This is a genomic window from Rickettsiales bacterium (assembly GCA_035765535.1).
GTDB lineage: Bacteria > Pseudomonadota > Alphaproteobacteria > Rickettsiales > JABCZZ01 > JABCZZ01.
In genome coordinates, this window is sequence record DASTXE010000001.1 from 248,421 (window position 1) to 264,435 (window position 16,015).

Below are 16,015 nucleotides of genomic sequence, written 5' to 3' on the forward strand. Positions count from 1 at the left end.
GCTATTCATCATCCCTGAGAATGCGTTCGGCATTTCCTTTGGGATCATCAAACTGTTCATTCCGTAGCGCCCAGAAGAAAGCGATTAACGCAATAGACCCCAGCAAAAGGGCTAATGGAATGAGATACAGCAGAACACTCATGACTTTTGCTTGCCTATACGATTGAGCCTCAGGGCATTGGCAATGACTATAATCGAGGAAGAGGACATTGCAAGCGCCGCAATCAGCGGAGTCACCTGCCCGGCAATCGCGAGCGGTACGGCGATAATGTTATAGAGGAACGAAAGGACAAAGTTCTGTTTCACCAGTCTGCCGCTTGTGCGTGCGATATGAAGCGCGTCAATCACCGGCATCAGATGTTCGCCCTGGAACACGACATCGGCCGCATTCTGGGTAATATCAATTGCCGAGGAGGGGGAGATGGAAACATCCGCTGCCGCAAGCGCCGGAGCATCGTTTAATCCGTCACCTACCATGAGAACTTTTGCGCCTTTTTCCTTCAATGCATGGATGCGCGAGCTCTTATCCAGCGGCGTTATATGCGCGGTGAAGTCCGCAATCTCGAGTGCCTGTGCAACAGCTTTTACAGCTGGTTCGCGGTCGCCGGAAAGCAGCACGATATTGCATCCCCTGCGCTTGAATTCGCGGACGACGTCTGCGGCATCCGGCCGCAGTATATCCGTAAAGGTAAAGCGCACTGGCGATTTTTCCGACGTGTTCAGCCATAGCTCCAGTGCCGCATCCTGCGATGCGCTTTCATCGCCGCACCAGCCGCGCCGCCCAAGCCTCACGTTTTTGCCCTGATATTCAGCGCTGAGCCCGTCTCCGGGAACTTCCTGAATCGTAAGCTTGAGCAGTTCACCGTTCCACGCCTGATGGATAGCGCGCGAAAGCGGGTGTTTGCTGTGCGCTGCCAGCGAGGCGGCCAGTTGCAGATCCTGCAGCATATAACTGCCGGCATTTTCGAGTTGCGGTTTGCCGAGCGTGAGCGTACCGGTTTTATCAAACACGACCGTATCAATCACGGCAAGGCGTTCCAGTGCATCGCCGGACTTCAGCAGCATGCCCTTCTTGAACAGAAAGCTGGAAGCGACCACCTGCACCGCTGGAACAGCAAGCCCCAGCGCGCACGGACAGGTGATAATCAGAACGGTAGTGGCAATCATAAGGGCTGGCTGCCAGGCAATCCCCATTGCAAAAACCCAGAATAAAAAAGTACCTCCTGCAAGCAGATGCACGACCGGAGTATAATAGCCCGCCACTTTATCGGCGACGCGGACATATTTTGCCTGCCCCTGTTCGGCATTTTCCATCAGCCGCACAATATCGGCCAGCAGGCTTTGTTCGCTCGCAGCGGAAACGGTGAGTTCCAGCGGTGCGGAAATATTGATCATACCGGCAAAAAGCTTCTGCCCTTCGGCTGCACGTTGCGGAACGGTTTCGCCGGTAATCAGACTTGTATCAATGTCAGAAACGCCCTTGGCCACGATACCGTCCGCAGCCACTTTTTCTCCCGCCGCGACCAGCAGGCGCATGCCGGGCAGAATATCGCGTATGGCGATACTACGTGTTTTGTCGCCTTCACGCAGCGTCGCTGTGCCTTGCATCATCGCGAGCAGGTCCTGCGCCGCTGCACGCGCTTTCCCGCGTGCTCTTTTATCCAGATACCGCCCGACCAGCAGCAGGAACAGCAGCATGACCGAGGAATCGAAATACACATACGGCCCGCGACGTACGGTCTCAAAAAGGCTCATCCCGGCGGCGAGCAAAACGGCAAGCGAAATGGGCACATCCATATTGGTATGGAAACTGCGCAGTGCTTTTAGGGCGGAAGCGAAATAAGGGCGGCCCGAATAAGCAACGGCGGGCAGGGCGATCATGGCGGAAATCCAGTGGATAAGATCGCTTGTTGCCGGTCCCATCGCATCGCGCGAAGTGGACCACAGCGCAAACGAGAACAGCATGATATTGCCAGCCGCAAATCCTGCCACCGCGATGCATTTGAGCAGGAAACGTTCTTCGTTCGCTTCGGCATTGTTCTGGCTGCTCGCATCGAAAGGCAGGAATTTGAAGCCGAGATCAGCAGCCTTGGCCACAAGCGCATTACCGCGTGCAGTATCGCCTTTCCAGTTCAGCACCATGCGGTTGGTCGAAAGATTAACGCGCGCATTGACATCGTGTTCACTGTTCAGCGCCGATTCGATACGCCATGCGCAGGAAGCGCAGCGCATCCCTTCCACCATCAGATTGATACTATGAGAGTCTTCTTCCTTACCGGGCTGTACGAAGCTCGAAAAGTCTATCTCAGGCGAGTGCGTATTCATGGAGATACCATTCTACAGTGCTTTCGAGCCCTGCCTCAAAGTCGTATTTACGGCGGAAACCGAGTTGCTGCTGCGCTTTTGTATCATCAATTGCGTAGCGGTAATCATGGCCGAGCCGGTCGCGCACGAAGGTGATTTGCGAAGCATAAGAAGCCCCGCTTTTTGCCGGGCGCAGCCGGTCAAGAATGCGGCAGATCTGGTTGACGACTTCGATATTGCGCCGCTCGCTATTGCCGCCGAAACAGTAAGTCTCGCCAGGGATCCCTTTGCCGAGCGCGAGTGCAACGCCATCGCAATGATCTTCCACATGAATCCAGTCCCGGATATTGCTGCCGTTACCGTAAACCGGCAGAGGCTTGCCGGCGAGTGCATTCGTAATAGTCAGCGGAATAAGTTTTTCCGGAAACTGGCGCGGTCCGTAATTATTGCTGCAGTTGGTAATGATCGTGGGCAAACCATAAGTCGCAAACCAGGCATGGGCCAGATGGTCGCTCGCCGCTTTGGAAGCGGAGTAGGGGGAGCTGGGTTTTTTGGGAGTATTCTCATCGAACTTTCCCGTTTCGCCGAGTGCGCCGTAAACTTCATCCGTAGAGACATGAATGAAACGGAACTGCTCTTTCTTTGTTCCTTTCAGCTCATTCCAGTATTCACGCGCTGCTTCCAGCAGCACATAGGAGCCGACGATATTGGTCTCAATAAAAGCAACCGGCTTGCTGATAGAGTTATCGACATGCGATTCCGCAGCGAAATGCACGATGGCGTCGATGGAATGTTTGCGCAGGAGAGAATCTACGAGCGGACCGTCTGCAATATTTCCGACCACAAGCTCATAGCCTGCAGGATCGATCCATTCGAGATTAGAGCGTCTTCCGGCATAAGTCAGCGCATCAAGCACGATGACTTTTTGTCCGCGCTCCACAGCCTGGCCGACAAACGCACTGCCGATAAAACCAGCGCCGCCGGTGACAAGAATTGTAGGGTGTCTGAGCATTATTTATCCATCATTATTGCAGCGTGAAGCTGACGGGAATCTCAAATGCAAGTTCACTGTCTTTGGGGTAGTTGGCAGGAACAGCAGGCACGGGATCGGAAGCATGTACCATCGCCATAGCAGCCTGGTCAATAAGGGCGCTGCCGGAAGAACTGCTGATTCCGCTGTAAAGGATACGGCCCTGACGGTCGATGCGGATGTGCACGACGACGGTGCCTTGAAGCATCTGCCGCTTTGCATCCTCAGGGTATACTTTATGCTGCGTTAGCCACAGAGAGATTTCCTGCCCATAATTGGCAATGATTTCCTGGCCTTCCTTCGTGCCTTTCATTGTCGTGCCGTTTCCAGTGCCTTTACCGTTCTTGGAAAACATCGCTACGTCATTCTCACGCACATATTTCTTAGGCTGGAGGAGCGCATGATTGCGGGCGGGATGAGGCTGCTTCTCACCGGTCTGGGAAATAATGGAGATCAGTGGCTTCGCATCTTTGGCTTGCGCGCGCGGGGGAGCTTTAGGAGGTGCAGGCGGATTCGGTTTAGGAGCTTCGCGAACCTGGATGACAGGTTTTTCCGGTTCCACCACGGGCGGCGGCGGGGGCTGATACCCCGGCATGGATTCAGGCTTGGGCATATCGAGCCCGGCGGCGCCGCTGTCGAGCTTGATATTCAATGCGCGCACGGGAATGATCAGTGGCATTTCATGCGGCGACAGGGAATATATAAAGACGATGAACCCATGCAAAAGCATGGCGGCGGCCACCATCAGCATAAAGTGTCGCGACTGCAAATGTGAGCCGAACTCCGAATACTGGCTTAACGTCTTGACTTTAGGCGGCGCAAAAAACATAAAGCTTCGAGTTTAAAAAGGCGTTGTAATAAGGGAAATATTATCTCCCCCGGCTTCCTTGATCTGGTTCATGATGGAAATCATGAAAGTGGCAGGCAGGCGGTTATCAGCTTTGAGCGATATAACTCTGTGCTGATTACCGGAGAGCCGCTCTTTCATCGTTGCCAAAAAGTCAGGCGGCTGGATGAAATCGTCATCCACAATGATTTCACGATGCTCACCCAGCATTACGACAACCTGGCCGTCTGTAAGGCGTTTGCCGTTTTTGGCAACGGGAAGCTCCATTTTAATAACGTCGAATTTCTCAATGGACCCGGCCACAAGAAAAAACACAAGCAGCAGCAGCACCACATTGATCATAGGGATCAAACCGGGCTCACGTGCGCCCTGTTTATTGCGAGGTATATCAACCATTAGCGGCCTTCTGCTCCGGTGGTTTAGGAGGAACGGTGACGGAAGGCGGCAGGATCCAGTCTGCCACAGCGATATTACGTCCACCAGCGGTATAGATACGGTCCATCACGCGCACCAGCACCTGCACAGGCACTTTGGAAGCGCTCAGCACCAGCACGCCGCGATCCGGAGTCTGCGTGAATATGCCATGAAGATCGCGCACCATATCCTGCTCATTGATGCTCTTATTTTCAAGGAATGTCTCGCCGACATCGGAGATATAGATATGCAGCGTTTCCTCGGCATCCTTCCTGATATTATGCGCAGTCGGTGGAGCTGATGGCGGCAGCAGGAGCTCAAGCGATTCCGTCTTGGTAAAACTGGTCGTCAGCATGAAATAAATCAAAAGCTGAAACACAACGTCGATCAGCGATACAAGCGGTATCGATTTCGCCTTGCGTGTCTGCCTCTGGATGTCAATCATACGGCGCGGCTTTCCCTAGAGAACGGAATAACGCGGATTGAGCAGGTGAAGCGTGCTGCTGTTTTGCGGTGTGGAACGGGTGTTGCTGGCTGAGTTCTTCACACGGTCTTCCAGCTCGCGCATTTCGATTTCACGCTTCACGGCTTCCTTACGCTTGATTTCTTTTTCATTGCGCTTGAATTCATCCTCGAGCGCCAGAATCTGAATGGAAACGTCGCGCATCGTTGAGCGTACACGTTCAATCAGCGCATCGATGGCGTAATAGGCGCCGATGGCAGGAATCGCCACCACCAGGCCAGCCACAGTGCTCAGGAACGCTTCCCAGATACCGCCTGCAAACAGTGAGGGATCAACGCGCGCGCCAGCGGCTTCCAGTTTGGCGAATGCCGTCACCATCCCCATCACGGTGCCGAGCAGCCCAAGCAGCGGCCCCACGTTGGCGATCATTTCCAGTCCGCGCAGATGCGATTCAAGATAGCGTATATCCGCAGCGCCGACGCGTGCGATTTCAGCTTCTTTGCTGCGCTGTGAGATTTCGCGGTTGGCTACGCAATCCAGTGCTACGCGCATGATACGGGCCACCGGGCCTTTGACGGTGGAAAGAATGCGCGAAGCTTTGACGATATCGCCCTGGCGGATCTGGTGCACTGCCTGTTCGATATAGTTATCGCGTGCAAACAGACCGGCATTCCAGAACTGGTAGATCTTGAACATGATGACTGCGACGCCGTAAATCGAAAGGCAGAGCAGCACATACATGACGGGCCCGCCTCTGTGAAAAAAATCTAAAATATTCACGGTCACCTCATTGGTTTATAATAACATTTTACAATCGGAATGATCTGCGCAAAAGCTGCAGATATTCCAAAAAAATATCTTAAATTAGTAAGTTAGTGCCATTGCTCGTGTGGGTAGTTTTTGCTACCGTTGGGGGAAATGACGCCACGCAAATCTAGCCGATCAGGCCCATGGTCGCAATGAAAAATATTGCAATAATGTGGCGTCGTAAACAGCGCTCAGCCTAGCCGGCAACCATTTTCAACGTATGCAGTTGTTCAAGCGCGCGTTTTTCATCTATCAGGTCAATCACGAAGGTCGGACCTTCTGCATGGTTGAGCTGCTGAGGAGCCGCCTCGGGGATTTTGTCGCCCGGCTTGACGGCGGAGATATGGTAGTCATCTTCCTTGGGATTCTTCGTGCTTGGAACGCCGGAAGAGGCAAATAATCCGAGGACGGAGCTGTCATTGGGAACGATTTGGATGTAATAAACCTGATCGGGCTGGACATTTTGCAGCACAAGCTGCGTGGGGGCGCTGCCGTCGCAGCGGGAAGCGGCAACAGGAAGCCTGCCTGGAGTTACATCATACAGTGAGAAGGTGCCGCTTTTGAGCGTGCAGCCGCTTCTGGCGCCAAGCGAAAGATTGACATCCGTATCTTTCCAGAAGTGTGATGCGGGATAATAAACGGCAATACGCGCCATACCGGGTTTCGGATGCATCATATCCGTTACGGAATCATGGACATAAGACGGCTTGTCGGAAGAACAGCCTGTAACAACCAGTAAAAGAATACCAAAGAGAACCTGTTTTATGCGCATTATATCCCTCGCGATTTATGCCCTGGCAGAGGCGAAGATGACATTGTAACGATGCAAATGCAGTTGTCATCCATAAAGAACTGGAGCGGGCGAAGAGGATCGAACTCTCGACATCCACCTTGGCAAGGTGGCGCTCTACCGCTGAGCTACGCCCGCTTTTTCTCAAAACAGGAGGGCAATATAGACAGCTATCACCATTTTGCAAGCATTTCTTCACGATAAAATCGAACTATTTTTCAGCGTGTTTTATTTGCACGCGTAGCACCGCCGGTATGGACCGGTCACTGCTCGATAAGGTAAAGAATTATGCCGGCGCGGAGGTCTTCAGGGCAAGCGCATGCAGTGTACCGCCCATATTGCCTTTGAGGGCATTATAGACCAGCTGGTGCTGCGCCACACGCGACTTTCCGCGGAACTGCTCGGAAACGATGCTGAGCTCGTAATGATCATTGTCGCCTGCCAGATCGACAAGCTTCATCTGCGCATCAGGGAACGCTTCCTTGATCATCGTTTCAATAGCCTGTGCCGACATCCCCATGGTTTACGCTCCCATGTAGCTCGGAAGCCAGGACTCATTAACCTTCTTCAGGTTTGCCACGTCTTCCTCAAACTGTCCGGTAACGCAGAGCTTACTGCCCCCGGTCTTGCCTAACTGCAGAGCCGGAATTCCCTGTTTTGCAGCGACTTCCAGAACAGTCTTGGTTTGTTGCGGCTGGGTAGCGATAAGGTAGCGTCCCTGATCTTCACCGTAAGCGAACGCATAAGCGGGCAGGGAAGCGGGGAAGGTTACCGTGGCGCCGACATTGCGTGCGAAGCACATTTCAGCAAGGGCAACCAGCAGGCCGCCGTCGGAAAGGTCATGGCATGCGCCAACCTTGCCATCCTGAATCAGGCCGCGCACGAAATCGCCATGCAGCTTTTCTTTTGCCAGATCAACCGGCGGCGGTGCACCGTCTTCGCTGCCTGCGATTTCACGTAAGTAAAGCGAACTTCCCAGATGCCCCTTGGTTTCACCGATAAGCACGATATCCAGCTCTTCAGCGGTAAAGCTGTTGCCGACGCGTTTGGTGATATCCGTGAGGATGCCTACACCGCCAATAGCCGGGGTCGGCTGCACGGCGGAGGCATTGTCACCAATGGCGGTTTCGTTATAGAGCGAAACGTTGCCGGAAACGACGGGGTATTCAAGCGCAAGACAGGCGTCGCGCATACCTTCAAGGCAGCCGACGATCTGGCCCATGATTTCCGGTTTCTGCGGATTGCCGAAATTCAGGCAGTTTGTGATCGCCAGCGGTTTCGCACCGACAGCGGTCAGGTTGCGCCACGATTCTGCCACAGCCTGCTTACCGCCTTCGGTCGGATCGGCATAGCAGTAACGCGGTGTGCAATCGGTCGTAATCGCCAGCGCTTTCTGTGTATCATGAACACGTACGACAGCAGCGTCACCACCGGGGCGCGCTACAGTATCATTCATAACCATATGGTCGTACTGTTCCCAGATCCAGCGCTTGCTGGCAAGGTCGGGGCAGCCGAGCAATTTTTTGAGGGAATCGGCAAGTGCAGGCTGATTGCCAGCCAGCTTTTCCTGCCATTTATCGCCTGTAGCAGGCTGTTTCTTTACGTACGGGCGAGAATAAACCGGCGCATCCGTGCTGATCGGGGCCACGGGAAGGTCGGCATAGGTTTCGCCGTGCATTTTGAGCACGATATTGCCCGTATCGGTGATTTTTCCGATAACGGCGAACGACAATTCCCATTTCTCGAAAATAGCGCGCGCCATCGCTTCTTTTTCCGGCTTCAGAATCATCAGCATGCGTTCCTGCGATTCGGAAAGCATGATTTCATATGGTGTCATGCCGGATTCGCGCATCGGAACCTTATCCAGCTCCAGCTCAATACCCGTACCGCCTTTGCCTGCCATTTCCAACGAGGAGGAGGTGAGACCTGCCGCGCCCATATCCTGAATGGCGATAATGGCGTCCGTAGCCATCAGTTCAAGGCAGGCTTCAATGAGAAGCTTCTCCGTGAACGGATCGCCCACCTGAACGGTTGGGCGTTTCTCTTCGGAATCTTCGCCGAAATCAGCCGAAGCCATCGTTGCACCATGAATGCCGTCGCGTCCGGTCTTGGAGCCGACATAGACCACCGGATTGCCGACACCTGCGGCTGCGGAATAAAATATCTTATCTGTATTGGCTACGCCCACCGTCATAGCGTTGACAAGGATATTACCGTTATAGGAGGAGTGGAATGTGCACTCGCCGCCGACTGTCGGAACGCCGACACAGTTGCCGTAACCGCCGATACCAGCCACAACGCCAGCCACCAGGTGGCGGGTTTTGGGATGATCGGGCGAGCCGAAACGCAGCGCATTCATATTGGCCACAGGGCGTGCGCCCATCGTGAATACGTCGCGCAAGATACCACCTACGCCCGTTGCCGCGCCTTGATAAGGTTCGATATAGGAAGGATGGTTATGCGATTCCATCTTGAAGATAGCTGCCTGTCCGTCACCGATATCGATCACGCCAGCGTTTTCACCGGGACCGCAGATCACATGCGGAGCTTTCGTTGGCAGAATACCGAGCCACTTACGTGTGGTCTTATAAGAGCAATGTTCGCTCCACATAACGGAGAAAATACCCAGTTCCGTGATATTCGGCGCACGGCCAAGGATGGCGAGGATTTTCTGGTATTCGTCCGGCGTCAGCCCATGTTCGGCGACGACTTCCGGGGTGATGGAGATTTTTGCGTGGGCAGTAGCGGTCATAACAGGCTTTCTTTATGCAGCGGCAAGCAGGCTTTCAAACATCGCGCGGCCATCGATATTGCCGACGATTTCCTCGGAGTGGCGCTCAGGATGCGGCATCATGCCAAGGACATTCTTTTCCTTGTTGTAAACCCCGGCGATATTACCGAGCGAACCGTTCGGATTCGCTTCTGCAGTGATATTTCCGGCTTCATCGCAATAGCGGAACGCAACCTGCTTATTGTCTTCCAGCGCTTTGATCGTGTCGGCATCGGCAAAATAATTACCGTCATGATGGGCGACCGGAACATTGATCACCTGATTCTTGCCGTATTTGGAGGTGAAGCGGGTATCGTTCTGCTCAACGCGCAAATACACTTCACGGCAGATGAATTTAAGCTTGGCATTGCGCATCAGCGTGCCAGGCAGGAGACCGGACTCAGTCAGTATCTGGAAGCCGTTACAGATACCGAGCACGAGACCGCCGCGCTTCGCATGAGCGATCACTTCCCGCATAATGGGGGACTGAGCCGCCATTGCGCCGCTGCGCAGGTAGTCGCCATAGGAAAAGCCGCCGGGAACGACGACCAGATCGGAAGCGGGCAGGACGGAGTCGCCATGCCACACCATTTGCGGCTTGCAACCCGTGAGCTTGAGAATGCTGAAAGCATCGCGGTCACAGTTTGAGCCGGGAAATACGATTACGGAAGATTTCATACGGCTCTCTATATCCTATATAAGCGGCCTATTATCAAGTATTTTATAAGGCGTCTTGCAAGCTTAGGCGCTTTATTTTATGGTTGCGGCCTAGTCTATGTAAATTAAAGGATAAAAATCATGACCATCGACGCCAAACTCTCCTCTTTGGGCCTTTCGCTTCCGGCTGTCAGCATGCCCGCTGCAAACTACGTTCCGTATGTGATTTCCGGAAATCAGGTTTATTTTTCCGGCACTTTGCCCATGCAGGACGGAAAACCGCAGTTTGTCGGCAAAGTCGGCAAGGAATTCACGATCGAGCAGGGCCAGGAATGCGCTCGCCTGTGCGTGCTGAATATTCTTTCCCACCTGAAAAACGCGCTGGGTGGCGATCTTGGTAAGGTTAAACGTTTGATCCGCCTTGGTGTTTTTGTGAACTCCGCTGCCGGGTTCACTGACCAGCCCAAAGTTGCCAACGGTGCTTCCGACCTGATGGTCGCCCTGTTCGGGGATAACGGGAAGCATGCGCGTTTTGCCGTAGGCGTCAGTGAGCTGCCCTTCGGTGTGGCAGTCGAAGTCGATGCTACGTTCGAGATATAAGCAGGCAGCGACTTTCTTAAATAACAATGCCGCCGTTTTACTCAACGGCGACAGCCTTAAAGTAATGCGTAATATGGGGGATGAAAGCGTAGATCTGATCTTCGCCGATCCCCCGTATTTCCTCTCCGGAGGCGGGATAACCTGCGCTTCCGGCAAAGTATCCTGCGTGAATAAAGGGGTGTGGGATAAGCCCATTTCCCTTCAGAAGCTTCATGCTTTTAACCGGCGCTGGCTCAAGGAATGCAGGCGCCTGCTGAAGCCAGAAGGCACGATTTTCATCAGCGGCACAAGCCACAATATCTATAGTATCGGTTTTGCTCTGCAGCAGCTGGGCTTCAAGATCATCAACGATATTGCATGGTTCAAGGTCAACCCGCCGCCTAACTTAAGCTGCCGCTGTTTTACGCATTCCACTGAAACCATCCTCTGGGCAAAGAAAAGCGGGCAGGCCAAGCATGTTTTTAACTATGAAACCATGCGTGAAATGGGCGACCCTACGCCGGGGCGACAGATGCTGAGCCTGTGGCATATCACCCCGCCCAAGGCTACGGAGAAAAGATACGGCAAACACCCCACCCAGAAACCGGAAGCCTTGCTGAACCGCGTAATCCTGGCTGCCAGCCGCGAAGGCGGCGTGGTGCTGGACCCGTTTTGCGGCAGTGGAACGGCGGGCGTTTGCGCGGTAAGGAATAACAGGAAATTTATTGGTATTGACCTTAGCGCGGAATATCTGCACATTGCCCACAAGAGAATTGAAGATGCATGCGCACATTAAAAAAGCCAAACGCTTAGTAATCAAGGTCGGAACCTCCATTCTGACCGGCGGCAAGGGAACCGTCCGGCGGGATTGGATGAAAGCCATTGCCCGGGATATTGAAGCGGCTAGAAAACGCGGTACGCAGGTTGTTGTGGTCACGTCCGGCGCGGCGGACCTTGGGCGTAAAATGCTTGGCATGACGGATAGCAAGCTGAAGCTGGAAGAAAAACAGGCCGTCGCTGCATGCGGGCAGATATTGCTGATGCAGGCCTGGCGCGAGAGTTTGCTGGAAGTCGGAATCGACGTAGCGCAGGTGCTACTCACAATTGATGACAGCGAAAACCGCAGACGTTACCTGAATGCGCGTGGCACGCTGGAAACATTGCTGGCCAATAACATTGTGCCCGTTATCAATGAAAACGACACAGTAGCAACGGCGGAGTTAAAATTCGGTGATAACGACAGGCTGGCGGCGCGTGTGGCACAAATGGTCAGTGCCGATTGCCTTGTATTATTCTCGGATATTGATGGCCTTTATACCGGCAATCCCCATACGGATAAAAACGCGACATTGATTCAGGAAGTGCGGGAAATCACGCCGCAGATTATCGCCATGGCGGGCGCGCCGACTTCAGGTGTAGGCTCCGGCGGCATGATCACGAAAATAGAAGCGGCTAAAATCGCCCTTTCCGCGGGCTGCCACATGGCCATTGCCGCAGGGAAAGAGCTGAATCCATTACGTAAACTGGAAGAATCTAATCATTGCACATGGTTCATCGCATCTTCCACGCCGATCAGCGCGAGGAAAAATTGGATTGTAGGCTCCATCGCGCCCGCCGGCGTCATTATTGTCGATGACGGTGCTGCTCAGGCGCTTGGCCAGGGCAAAAGCCTGCTGCCTGCGGGTGTGAAGCAGATAGAAGGAAAGTTTGAGCGCGGGGACACAGTGCTGATCCGCAATCTGGAAAAGAAAGAACTGGGGCGTGGACTTATTGCTTACTCAAGCGAAGATGCGGTGCGCATTATAGGTCACAAAAGTCAGGAAATCGAAAAAATCCTCGGCTTCAAAGGCAGAACCGCGATCATACATCGGGACGATCTGGTGTTGGGTGGAAATCGGTAGTATGAAGCGTGTCGCAGCTTCTGTGCTGGCTTGGATTATATTGACTCCATATTCCCATATAGCTTGTGCCGTTGAAGGCATAGAAAGAAACACCACCAATATACAAGAAGCTTCCCCTGATCTGACGGCTGATGAAGTAAATGCTATAATGCAGCAAGTGCAAAAATGCTGGGAGGTTCCAGAAGAGGCTTGGAAAATGGATCATCCCTCCGTCATATTAAAAATGGAAGTAAGCCGGACAGGAAAAATAAGTAATATAAAACTTGTCGAAGATACTGCCCGTGCTAAGTCCAGCGCATCTTACCGAAAGTTGGTGGCTGCAGCCATACACGCTATGTCGACTTGCAGCCCCCTAAAGAAATTACCGCCTCAAAAATATGAGACATGGCATGAGATGGAAATGAACTTTGATGCAAGCACATTCGATCCTCCGCCATCTGTGATGGAAAACCATTCTGGAAGCAAAATACTGAATTTCCTGTTACGTTAATTCAGGCAGTAAATTACTTTCTTTCCAACTCAGGCGCTTTCCGCCAAACGCGTATGGTTCAGCTTGCGGTAAAGCGTGGAACGCCCAATGCCGAGGCGGCGGGCAACTTCCGTCATCCTGCCATCGTAATGTTTAATGGCGCGGTTGATTGCTTCCTGTTCCAGTTCCTGGATCTGACGCACATTTCCATCATCATTCAGGAGCGAAAAGCTCATCACGTCATCTGCGTTGTTATACAGCGATGGGGTGGGCTTTCCGTTCTTGGCGGAGTAGATACGGCTCAGGATCAGCACATTGCGGAACGTAATATACATGCGCTCAAGTGCCACGGGCTTGGTCAGGAAGTCCTGCGCGCCGGAATTGACCGCGATCATGGCAGATTCATAATCCGCATATTTCGTCATCGCGATCAGCGGAATATGATGGCTGGCCATTTTGACTTCGGCGATTTTCTGGCTGAAATGAGTGATGCTGGAAATATCGAACAGGATAAGGTCTGGCCGCTCTTTCTGCGGAGAAACCAGGAAGTCGATAGCTTCGGCTTCATTGGCGCATTCCAGTACATTATAGGAAAGCTTATCCTTGATAACTGCACCTAGCATGGCGCGTTCTGTGGCATCTTCACCGATAAGAAGTATAGTTTGTGTCATTACGAATCTCCCAATATTCTTAAGGTAGTAGATATACAATTAATTTACTACCACGAGGTTGACTAGTGGGCAAGAAAAAATCATGCTTCAGAATTAGATAACAAATAATATCTAGAGCATAATTAGAATCAGAATCGATATAAGGATTCTATATTGTTTTGATATTGGGCAGGGTTTCCTTTAAAAACAGCCGCGCCTGCGACAAGCACGTCCGCCCCCGCAGAAATCACCTGTTTCGCCGTTTCAGGATTAATTCCGCCATCAACCTGCAAGTCGATGGTTCTTCCCGTTGCCTCAATCATTGAGCGAACTGTGCGGATTTTGCTCAGTTGGGAAGAAATGAAACTCTGGCCGCCAAAACCGGGATTCACAGTCATAACGAGAATAAGATCCACCATATCCATCACATATTCAAGCGCGGATGGCGACATCGAAGGAACAATGGAAACACCGCATTTTTTACCGGTGGCTTTGATGTTCTGCAACGTCCGGTGCAGATGGGTGCAGGCTTCCGCGTGAACGGTGATAATATCTGAGCCCGCTTCGGCAAAAGCGTTGATATATTGATCCGGATTGGAGATCATCAGATGCGTATCGAACGGCAGGCTGCTGTATTTGCGCACAGCCTTAACGATCATCGGCCCGATAGTGAGGTTCGGCACGAAATGCCCGTCCATAACGTCGATATGGATATAATGCGCGCCAGCTTCGCTGACAGCCTTGATCTCATTGCCGAGATTGGCAAAGTCTGCGGACAGAATAGAGGGGGCGATACGAACATTCTGCATAAATTATACTGCTTCCGCTTTAAATGCCTTGCCGAGCTTGCTGTTGAACTGGCTGTAGAGAAGATAGACGACGATACCGGCGACGAAATAAAACCACAGCGTCACGAAAACGGTCTTGCCGACGCCGTAAATGAGGTAACCGCACGCAAGAATGCCAAGCAGCGGTATGAACGGCATAAAGGGGGTACGGAAGCTGCGCGGCAGTTCCGGATGCTTATAATGCAGGTACAATACACTGAAGCAGACGATGCAGAATGCAAACAGCGTGCCCATGCTGACAAGATTCCCCAGTACGCTGATAGGCGTCACGCTTGCAGCAACGCCCACAATCAGGCCTACCAGAATCGTGTTGATGTAGGGAGTCCTGAACTTGGGATGCAGTTTGCAGAAAAGCTGCGGAATCAGACCATCCTTACCCATCATATAGAAAATGCGGGTCTGGGAATAAAGCAGCACCAGCATCACAGAGCTTAAGCCCATGACCGCGCCGAGCTTGATCAGCATCGGCAATACACGCCAGCCGCCGAAGGTGAGCCAGGGAACATTGATGCGATCGATAGCAACGGCCATCGGGTCAGGAACATTCAATTCCTTATAAGGAACGATACCCGTAAGTACGGCGGAAACAATCATGTAAAGCAGCGTGCAAATCAACAGAGAGCCGAGAATGCCGATCGGCATGTCGCGCTGCGGATTCTTGGCTTCCTGCGCGGCCGTGGAAACGGACTCAAAACCGATATAGGCGAAGAAGATAACGCCCGCGCCTTTCAGGATGCCATCAAAACCGAATTTACCCGGCCCCGTATTCTCTGGGATGAAGGGATGCCAGTTTGCAGTATCGATATAGCAGGCGCCGATGGCGATAAAAGTAAGCACAACGAAAAGCTTCACGAACACTATGACGTTATTCACTTTTGCGGATTCACTGACGCCGATGACCAGCAGCGAGGTAACGGCCATGATGCCGATAAGCGCGGGAAGATTGAAATGTCCCGTTGCGACCAGTGCGTCATTCGGCCCGGAAAGGTCGAAATAAGGTTGTGAAAGCGCAGGCGGAATGACAACGCCAAAATCTTTCAAAAAGCTCACGATATAGCCTGACCAGCCAACCGCCACCGTTGCGGAGGCTAAGCCATATTCAAGAATAAGTAACCAGCCCATTGCCCAGGCGATTGTTTCGCCGAGTGTGGCATAGGCATAGGTGTAAGCGCTGCCGGAAACGGGCAAGGCGGATGCAAGTTCTGCATAGCACAGCCCTGCAAACGTGCAGGCAAGGCCGGAAAGAATAAAGGAAAGAACGATGGCCGGTCCGGCATGCTGGGCGGCGGCCTGGCCGGTAAGAACGAAAATACCTGCACCGATAATGCAGCCTATACCAAGGCTGACAAGGTTGACGGCATTAAGGGTGCGCTTGAGTTCGTGATTGGCGCTTTCTTCTTGGATCGCAGCCATCGGTTTACGAATGAAATACCGTGCAAGGCTCACTATTTTCAAGCTCCCTAAAAGATTACACCAGATACTTAAC

The 16,015-nt window shown here is 52.7% G+C and carries 18 protein-coding genes and 1 tRNA gene; 4 read left to right on the forward strand and 15 right to left on the reverse strand.

Going from position 1 to position 16,015, the window contains the following annotated elements; genetic code table 11:
- Position 1: 1 nt before the first annotated feature.
- The 12 genes from ccoS to purQ all read right to left on the reverse strand — a co-directional run bounded on the left by ccoS (position 2) and on the right by purQ (position 10,103).
- Positions 2–142 (reverse strand): cbb3-type cytochrome oxidase assembly protein CcoS, encoded by a 141-nt coding sequence (ccoS, locus tag VFT64_01275; protein HEU5046454.1) that lies wholly within the window; start codon positions 140–142, stop codon positions 2–4.
- Positions 139–2,325, reverse strand: a complete 2,187-nt coding sequence (locus VFT64_01280) for a heavy metal translocating P-type ATPase (protein ID HEU5046455.1) — start codon at positions 2,323–2,325, stop codon at positions 139–141. Before VFT64_01280 ends, ccoS begins: the two co-directional genes overlap by 4 nt.
- A complete protein-coding gene (gene rfbB / locus VFT64_01285; protein ID HEU5046456.1) occupies positions 2,306–3,316 on the reverse strand; it encodes a dTDP-glucose 4,6-dehydratase in 1,011 nt (336 codons plus the stop codon). Before rfbB ends, VFT64_01280 begins: the two co-directional genes overlap by 20 nt.
- Positions 3,317–3,329: 13 nt before the next feature.
- Complete coding sequence (locus VFT64_01290; GenBank protein ID HEU5046457.1) at positions 3,330–4,085, reverse strand: TonB family protein; 756 nt, start codon at positions 4,083–4,085, stop codon at positions 3,330–3,332.
- Positions 4,086–4,175: 90 nt separating this feature from the next.
- Positions 4,176–4,577, reverse strand: a complete 402-nt coding sequence (locus tag VFT64_01295) for a biopolymer transporter ExbD (protein HEU5046458.1) — start codon at positions 4,575–4,577, stop codon at positions 4,176–4,178.
- Positions 4,570–5,040: a biopolymer transporter ExbD gene (locus tag VFT64_01300; protein ID HEU5046459.1), complete on the reverse strand. Its 471-nt coding sequence runs from the start codon at positions 5,038–5,040 to the stop codon at positions 4,570–4,572. Before VFT64_01300 ends, VFT64_01295 begins: the two co-directional genes overlap by 8 nt.
- 15 nt (positions 5,041–5,055) lie before the next feature.
- A complete protein-coding gene (locus VFT64_01305; protein HEU5046460.1) occupies positions 5,056–5,838 on the reverse strand; it encodes a MotA/TolQ/ExbB proton channel family protein in 783 nt (260 codons plus the stop codon).
- 223 nt (positions 5,839–6,061) lie between these two features.
- Positions 6,062–6,637, reverse strand: coding sequence for a hypothetical protein (locus VFT64_01310; GenBank protein ID HEU5046461.1), 576 nt, complete (start codon positions 6,635–6,637; stop codon positions 6,062–6,064).
- A gap of 81 nt (positions 6,638–6,718) precedes the next feature.
- Positions 6,719–6,793, reverse strand: a tRNA-Gly gene (locus tag VFT64_01315).
- Positions 6,794–6,941: 148 nt separating this feature from the next.
- Positions 6,942–7,175 (reverse strand): BolA family transcriptional regulator, encoded by a 234-nt coding sequence (locus VFT64_01320; protein HEU5046462.1) that lies wholly within the window; start codon positions 7,173–7,175, stop codon positions 6,942–6,944.
- 3 nt (positions 7,176–7,178) lie between these two features.
- Positions 7,179–9,407 carry a phosphoribosylformylglycinamidine synthase subunit PurL gene (purL, locus tag VFT64_01325; protein HEU5046463.1) on the reverse strand — a complete coding sequence of 743 codons (2,229 nt, stop codon included), beginning with the start codon at positions 9,405–9,407 and terminating at the stop codon, positions 7,179–7,181.
- A 12-nt stretch (positions 9,408–9,419) separates the two neighbouring features.
- Positions 9,420–10,103, reverse strand: coding sequence for a phosphoribosylformylglycinamidine synthase subunit PurQ (purQ, locus tag VFT64_01330; GenBank protein HEU5046464.1), 684 nt, complete (start codon positions 10,101–10,103; stop codon positions 9,420–9,422).
- 120 nt (positions 10,104–10,223) lie between these two features.
- On the opposite strand from purQ, the gene VFT64_01335 reads away from it, so the two are divergent.
- The 4 genes from VFT64_01335 to VFT64_01350 are packed head-to-tail and all read left to right on the forward strand — an operon-like array spanning position 10,224 to position 13,052.
- A complete protein-coding gene (locus VFT64_01335; GenBank protein HEU5046465.1) occupies positions 10,224–10,682 on the forward strand; it encodes a RidA family protein in 459 nt (152 codons plus the stop codon).
- Positions 10,663–11,457 carry a site-specific DNA-methyltransferase gene (locus VFT64_01340; protein HEU5046466.1) on the forward strand — a complete coding sequence of 265 codons (795 nt, stop codon included), beginning with the start codon at positions 10,663–10,665 and terminating at the stop codon, positions 11,455–11,457. Before VFT64_01335 ends, VFT64_01340 begins: the two co-directional genes overlap by 20 nt.
- Complete coding sequence (gene proB, locus VFT64_01345) at positions 11,441–12,562, forward strand: glutamate 5-kinase (GenBank protein HEU5046467.1); 1,122 nt, start codon at positions 11,441–11,443, stop codon at positions 12,560–12,562. Before VFT64_01340 ends, proB begins: the two co-directional genes overlap by 17 nt.
- Position 12,563: 1 nt before the next feature.
- Positions 12,564–13,052 (forward strand): hypothetical protein, encoded by a 489-nt coding sequence (locus VFT64_01350; protein ID HEU5046468.1) that lies wholly within the window; start codon positions 12,564–12,566, stop codon positions 13,050–13,052.
- A 29-nt stretch (positions 13,053–13,081) separates the two neighbouring features.
- Here the strand turns inward: VFT64_01350 and VFT64_01355 are convergent, their stop codons facing one another.
- The 3 genes from VFT64_01355 to VFT64_01365 form a co-directional block, all read right to left on the reverse strand.
- Positions 13,082–13,702, reverse strand: a complete 621-nt coding sequence (locus tag VFT64_01355; GenBank protein HEU5046469.1) for a helix-turn-helix domain-containing protein — start codon at positions 13,700–13,702, stop codon at positions 13,082–13,084.
- A 128-nt stretch (positions 13,703–13,830) separates the two neighbouring features.
- Positions 13,831–14,490: a ribulose-phosphate 3-epimerase gene (gene rpe / locus VFT64_01360; GenBank protein HEU5046470.1), complete on the reverse strand. Its 660-nt coding sequence runs from the start codon at positions 14,488–14,490 to the stop codon at positions 13,831–13,833.
- A gap of 3 nt (positions 14,491–14,493) precedes the next feature.
- Positions 14,494–15,975: an amino acid permease gene (locus VFT64_01365; protein HEU5046471.1), complete on the reverse strand. Its 1,482-nt coding sequence runs from the start codon at positions 15,973–15,975 to the stop codon at positions 14,494–14,496.
- Positions 15,976–16,015 lie beyond the last annotated feature (40 nt).

Excerpts from the sequence above, each read along its gene's own strand:
- VFT64_01310 (HEU5046461.1), bottom strand. The coding sequence starts at position 6,637 with ATGCGCATAAAACAGGTTCTCTTTGGTATTCTTTTACTGGTTGTTACA.
- ccoS (HEU5046454.1), bottom strand. The coding sequence starts at position 142 with ATGAGTGTTCTGCTGTATCTCATTCCATTAGCCCTTTTGCTGGGGTCT.
- VFT64_01280 (HEU5046455.1), bottom strand. The coding sequence starts at position 2,325 with ATGAATACGCACTCGCCTGAGATAGACTTTTCGAGCTTCGTACAGCCC.
- rpe (HEU5046470.1), bottom strand. The coding sequence starts at position 14,490 with ATGCAGAATGTTCGTATCGCCCCCTCTATTCTGTCCGCAGACTTTGCC.
- VFT64_01340 (HEU5046466.1), top strand. The coding sequence starts at position 10,663 with ATGCTACGTTCGAGATATAAGCAGGCAGCGACTTTCTTAAATAACAAT.
- purL (HEU5046463.1), bottom strand. The coding sequence starts at position 9,407 with ATGACCGCTACTGCCCACGCAAAAATCTCCATCACCCCGGAAGTCGTC.
- purQ (HEU5046464.1), bottom strand. The coding sequence starts at position 10,103 with ATGAAATCTTCCGTAATCGTATTTCCCGGCTCAAACTGTGACCGCGAT.
- VFT64_01295 (HEU5046458.1), bottom strand. The coding sequence starts at position 4,577 with ATGGTTGATATACCTCGCAATAAACAGGGCGCACGTGAGCCCGGTTTG.
- VFT64_01355 (HEU5046469.1), bottom strand. The coding sequence starts at position 13,702 with ATGACACAAACTATACTTCTTATCGGTGAAGATGCCACAGAACGCGCC.
- VFT64_01290 (HEU5046457.1), bottom strand. The coding sequence starts at position 4,085 with ATGCTGATGGTGGCCGCCGCCATGCTTTTGCATGGGTTCATCGTCTTT.
- VFT64_01350 (HEU5046468.1), top strand. The coding sequence starts at position 12,564 with ATGAAGCGTGTCGCAGCTTCTGTGCTGGCTTGGATTATATTGACTCCA.
- VFT64_01300 (HEU5046459.1), bottom strand. The coding sequence starts at position 5,040 with ATGATTGACATCCAGAGGCAGACACGCAAGGCGAAATCGATACCGCTT.
- VFT64_01320 (HEU5046462.1), bottom strand. The coding sequence starts at position 7,175 with ATGGGGATGTCGGCACAGGCTATTGAAACGATGATCAAGGAAGCGTTC.
- proB (HEU5046467.1), top strand. The coding sequence starts at position 11,441 with ATGCATGCGCACATTAAAAAAGCCAAACGCTTAGTAATCAAGGTCGGA.
- rfbB (HEU5046456.1), bottom strand. The coding sequence starts at position 3,316 with ATGCTCAGACACCCTACAATTCTTGTCACCGGCGGCGCTGGTTTTATC.
- VFT64_01335 (HEU5046465.1), top strand. The coding sequence starts at position 10,224 with ATGACCATCGACGCCAAACTCTCCTCTTTGGGCCTTTCGCTTCCGGCT.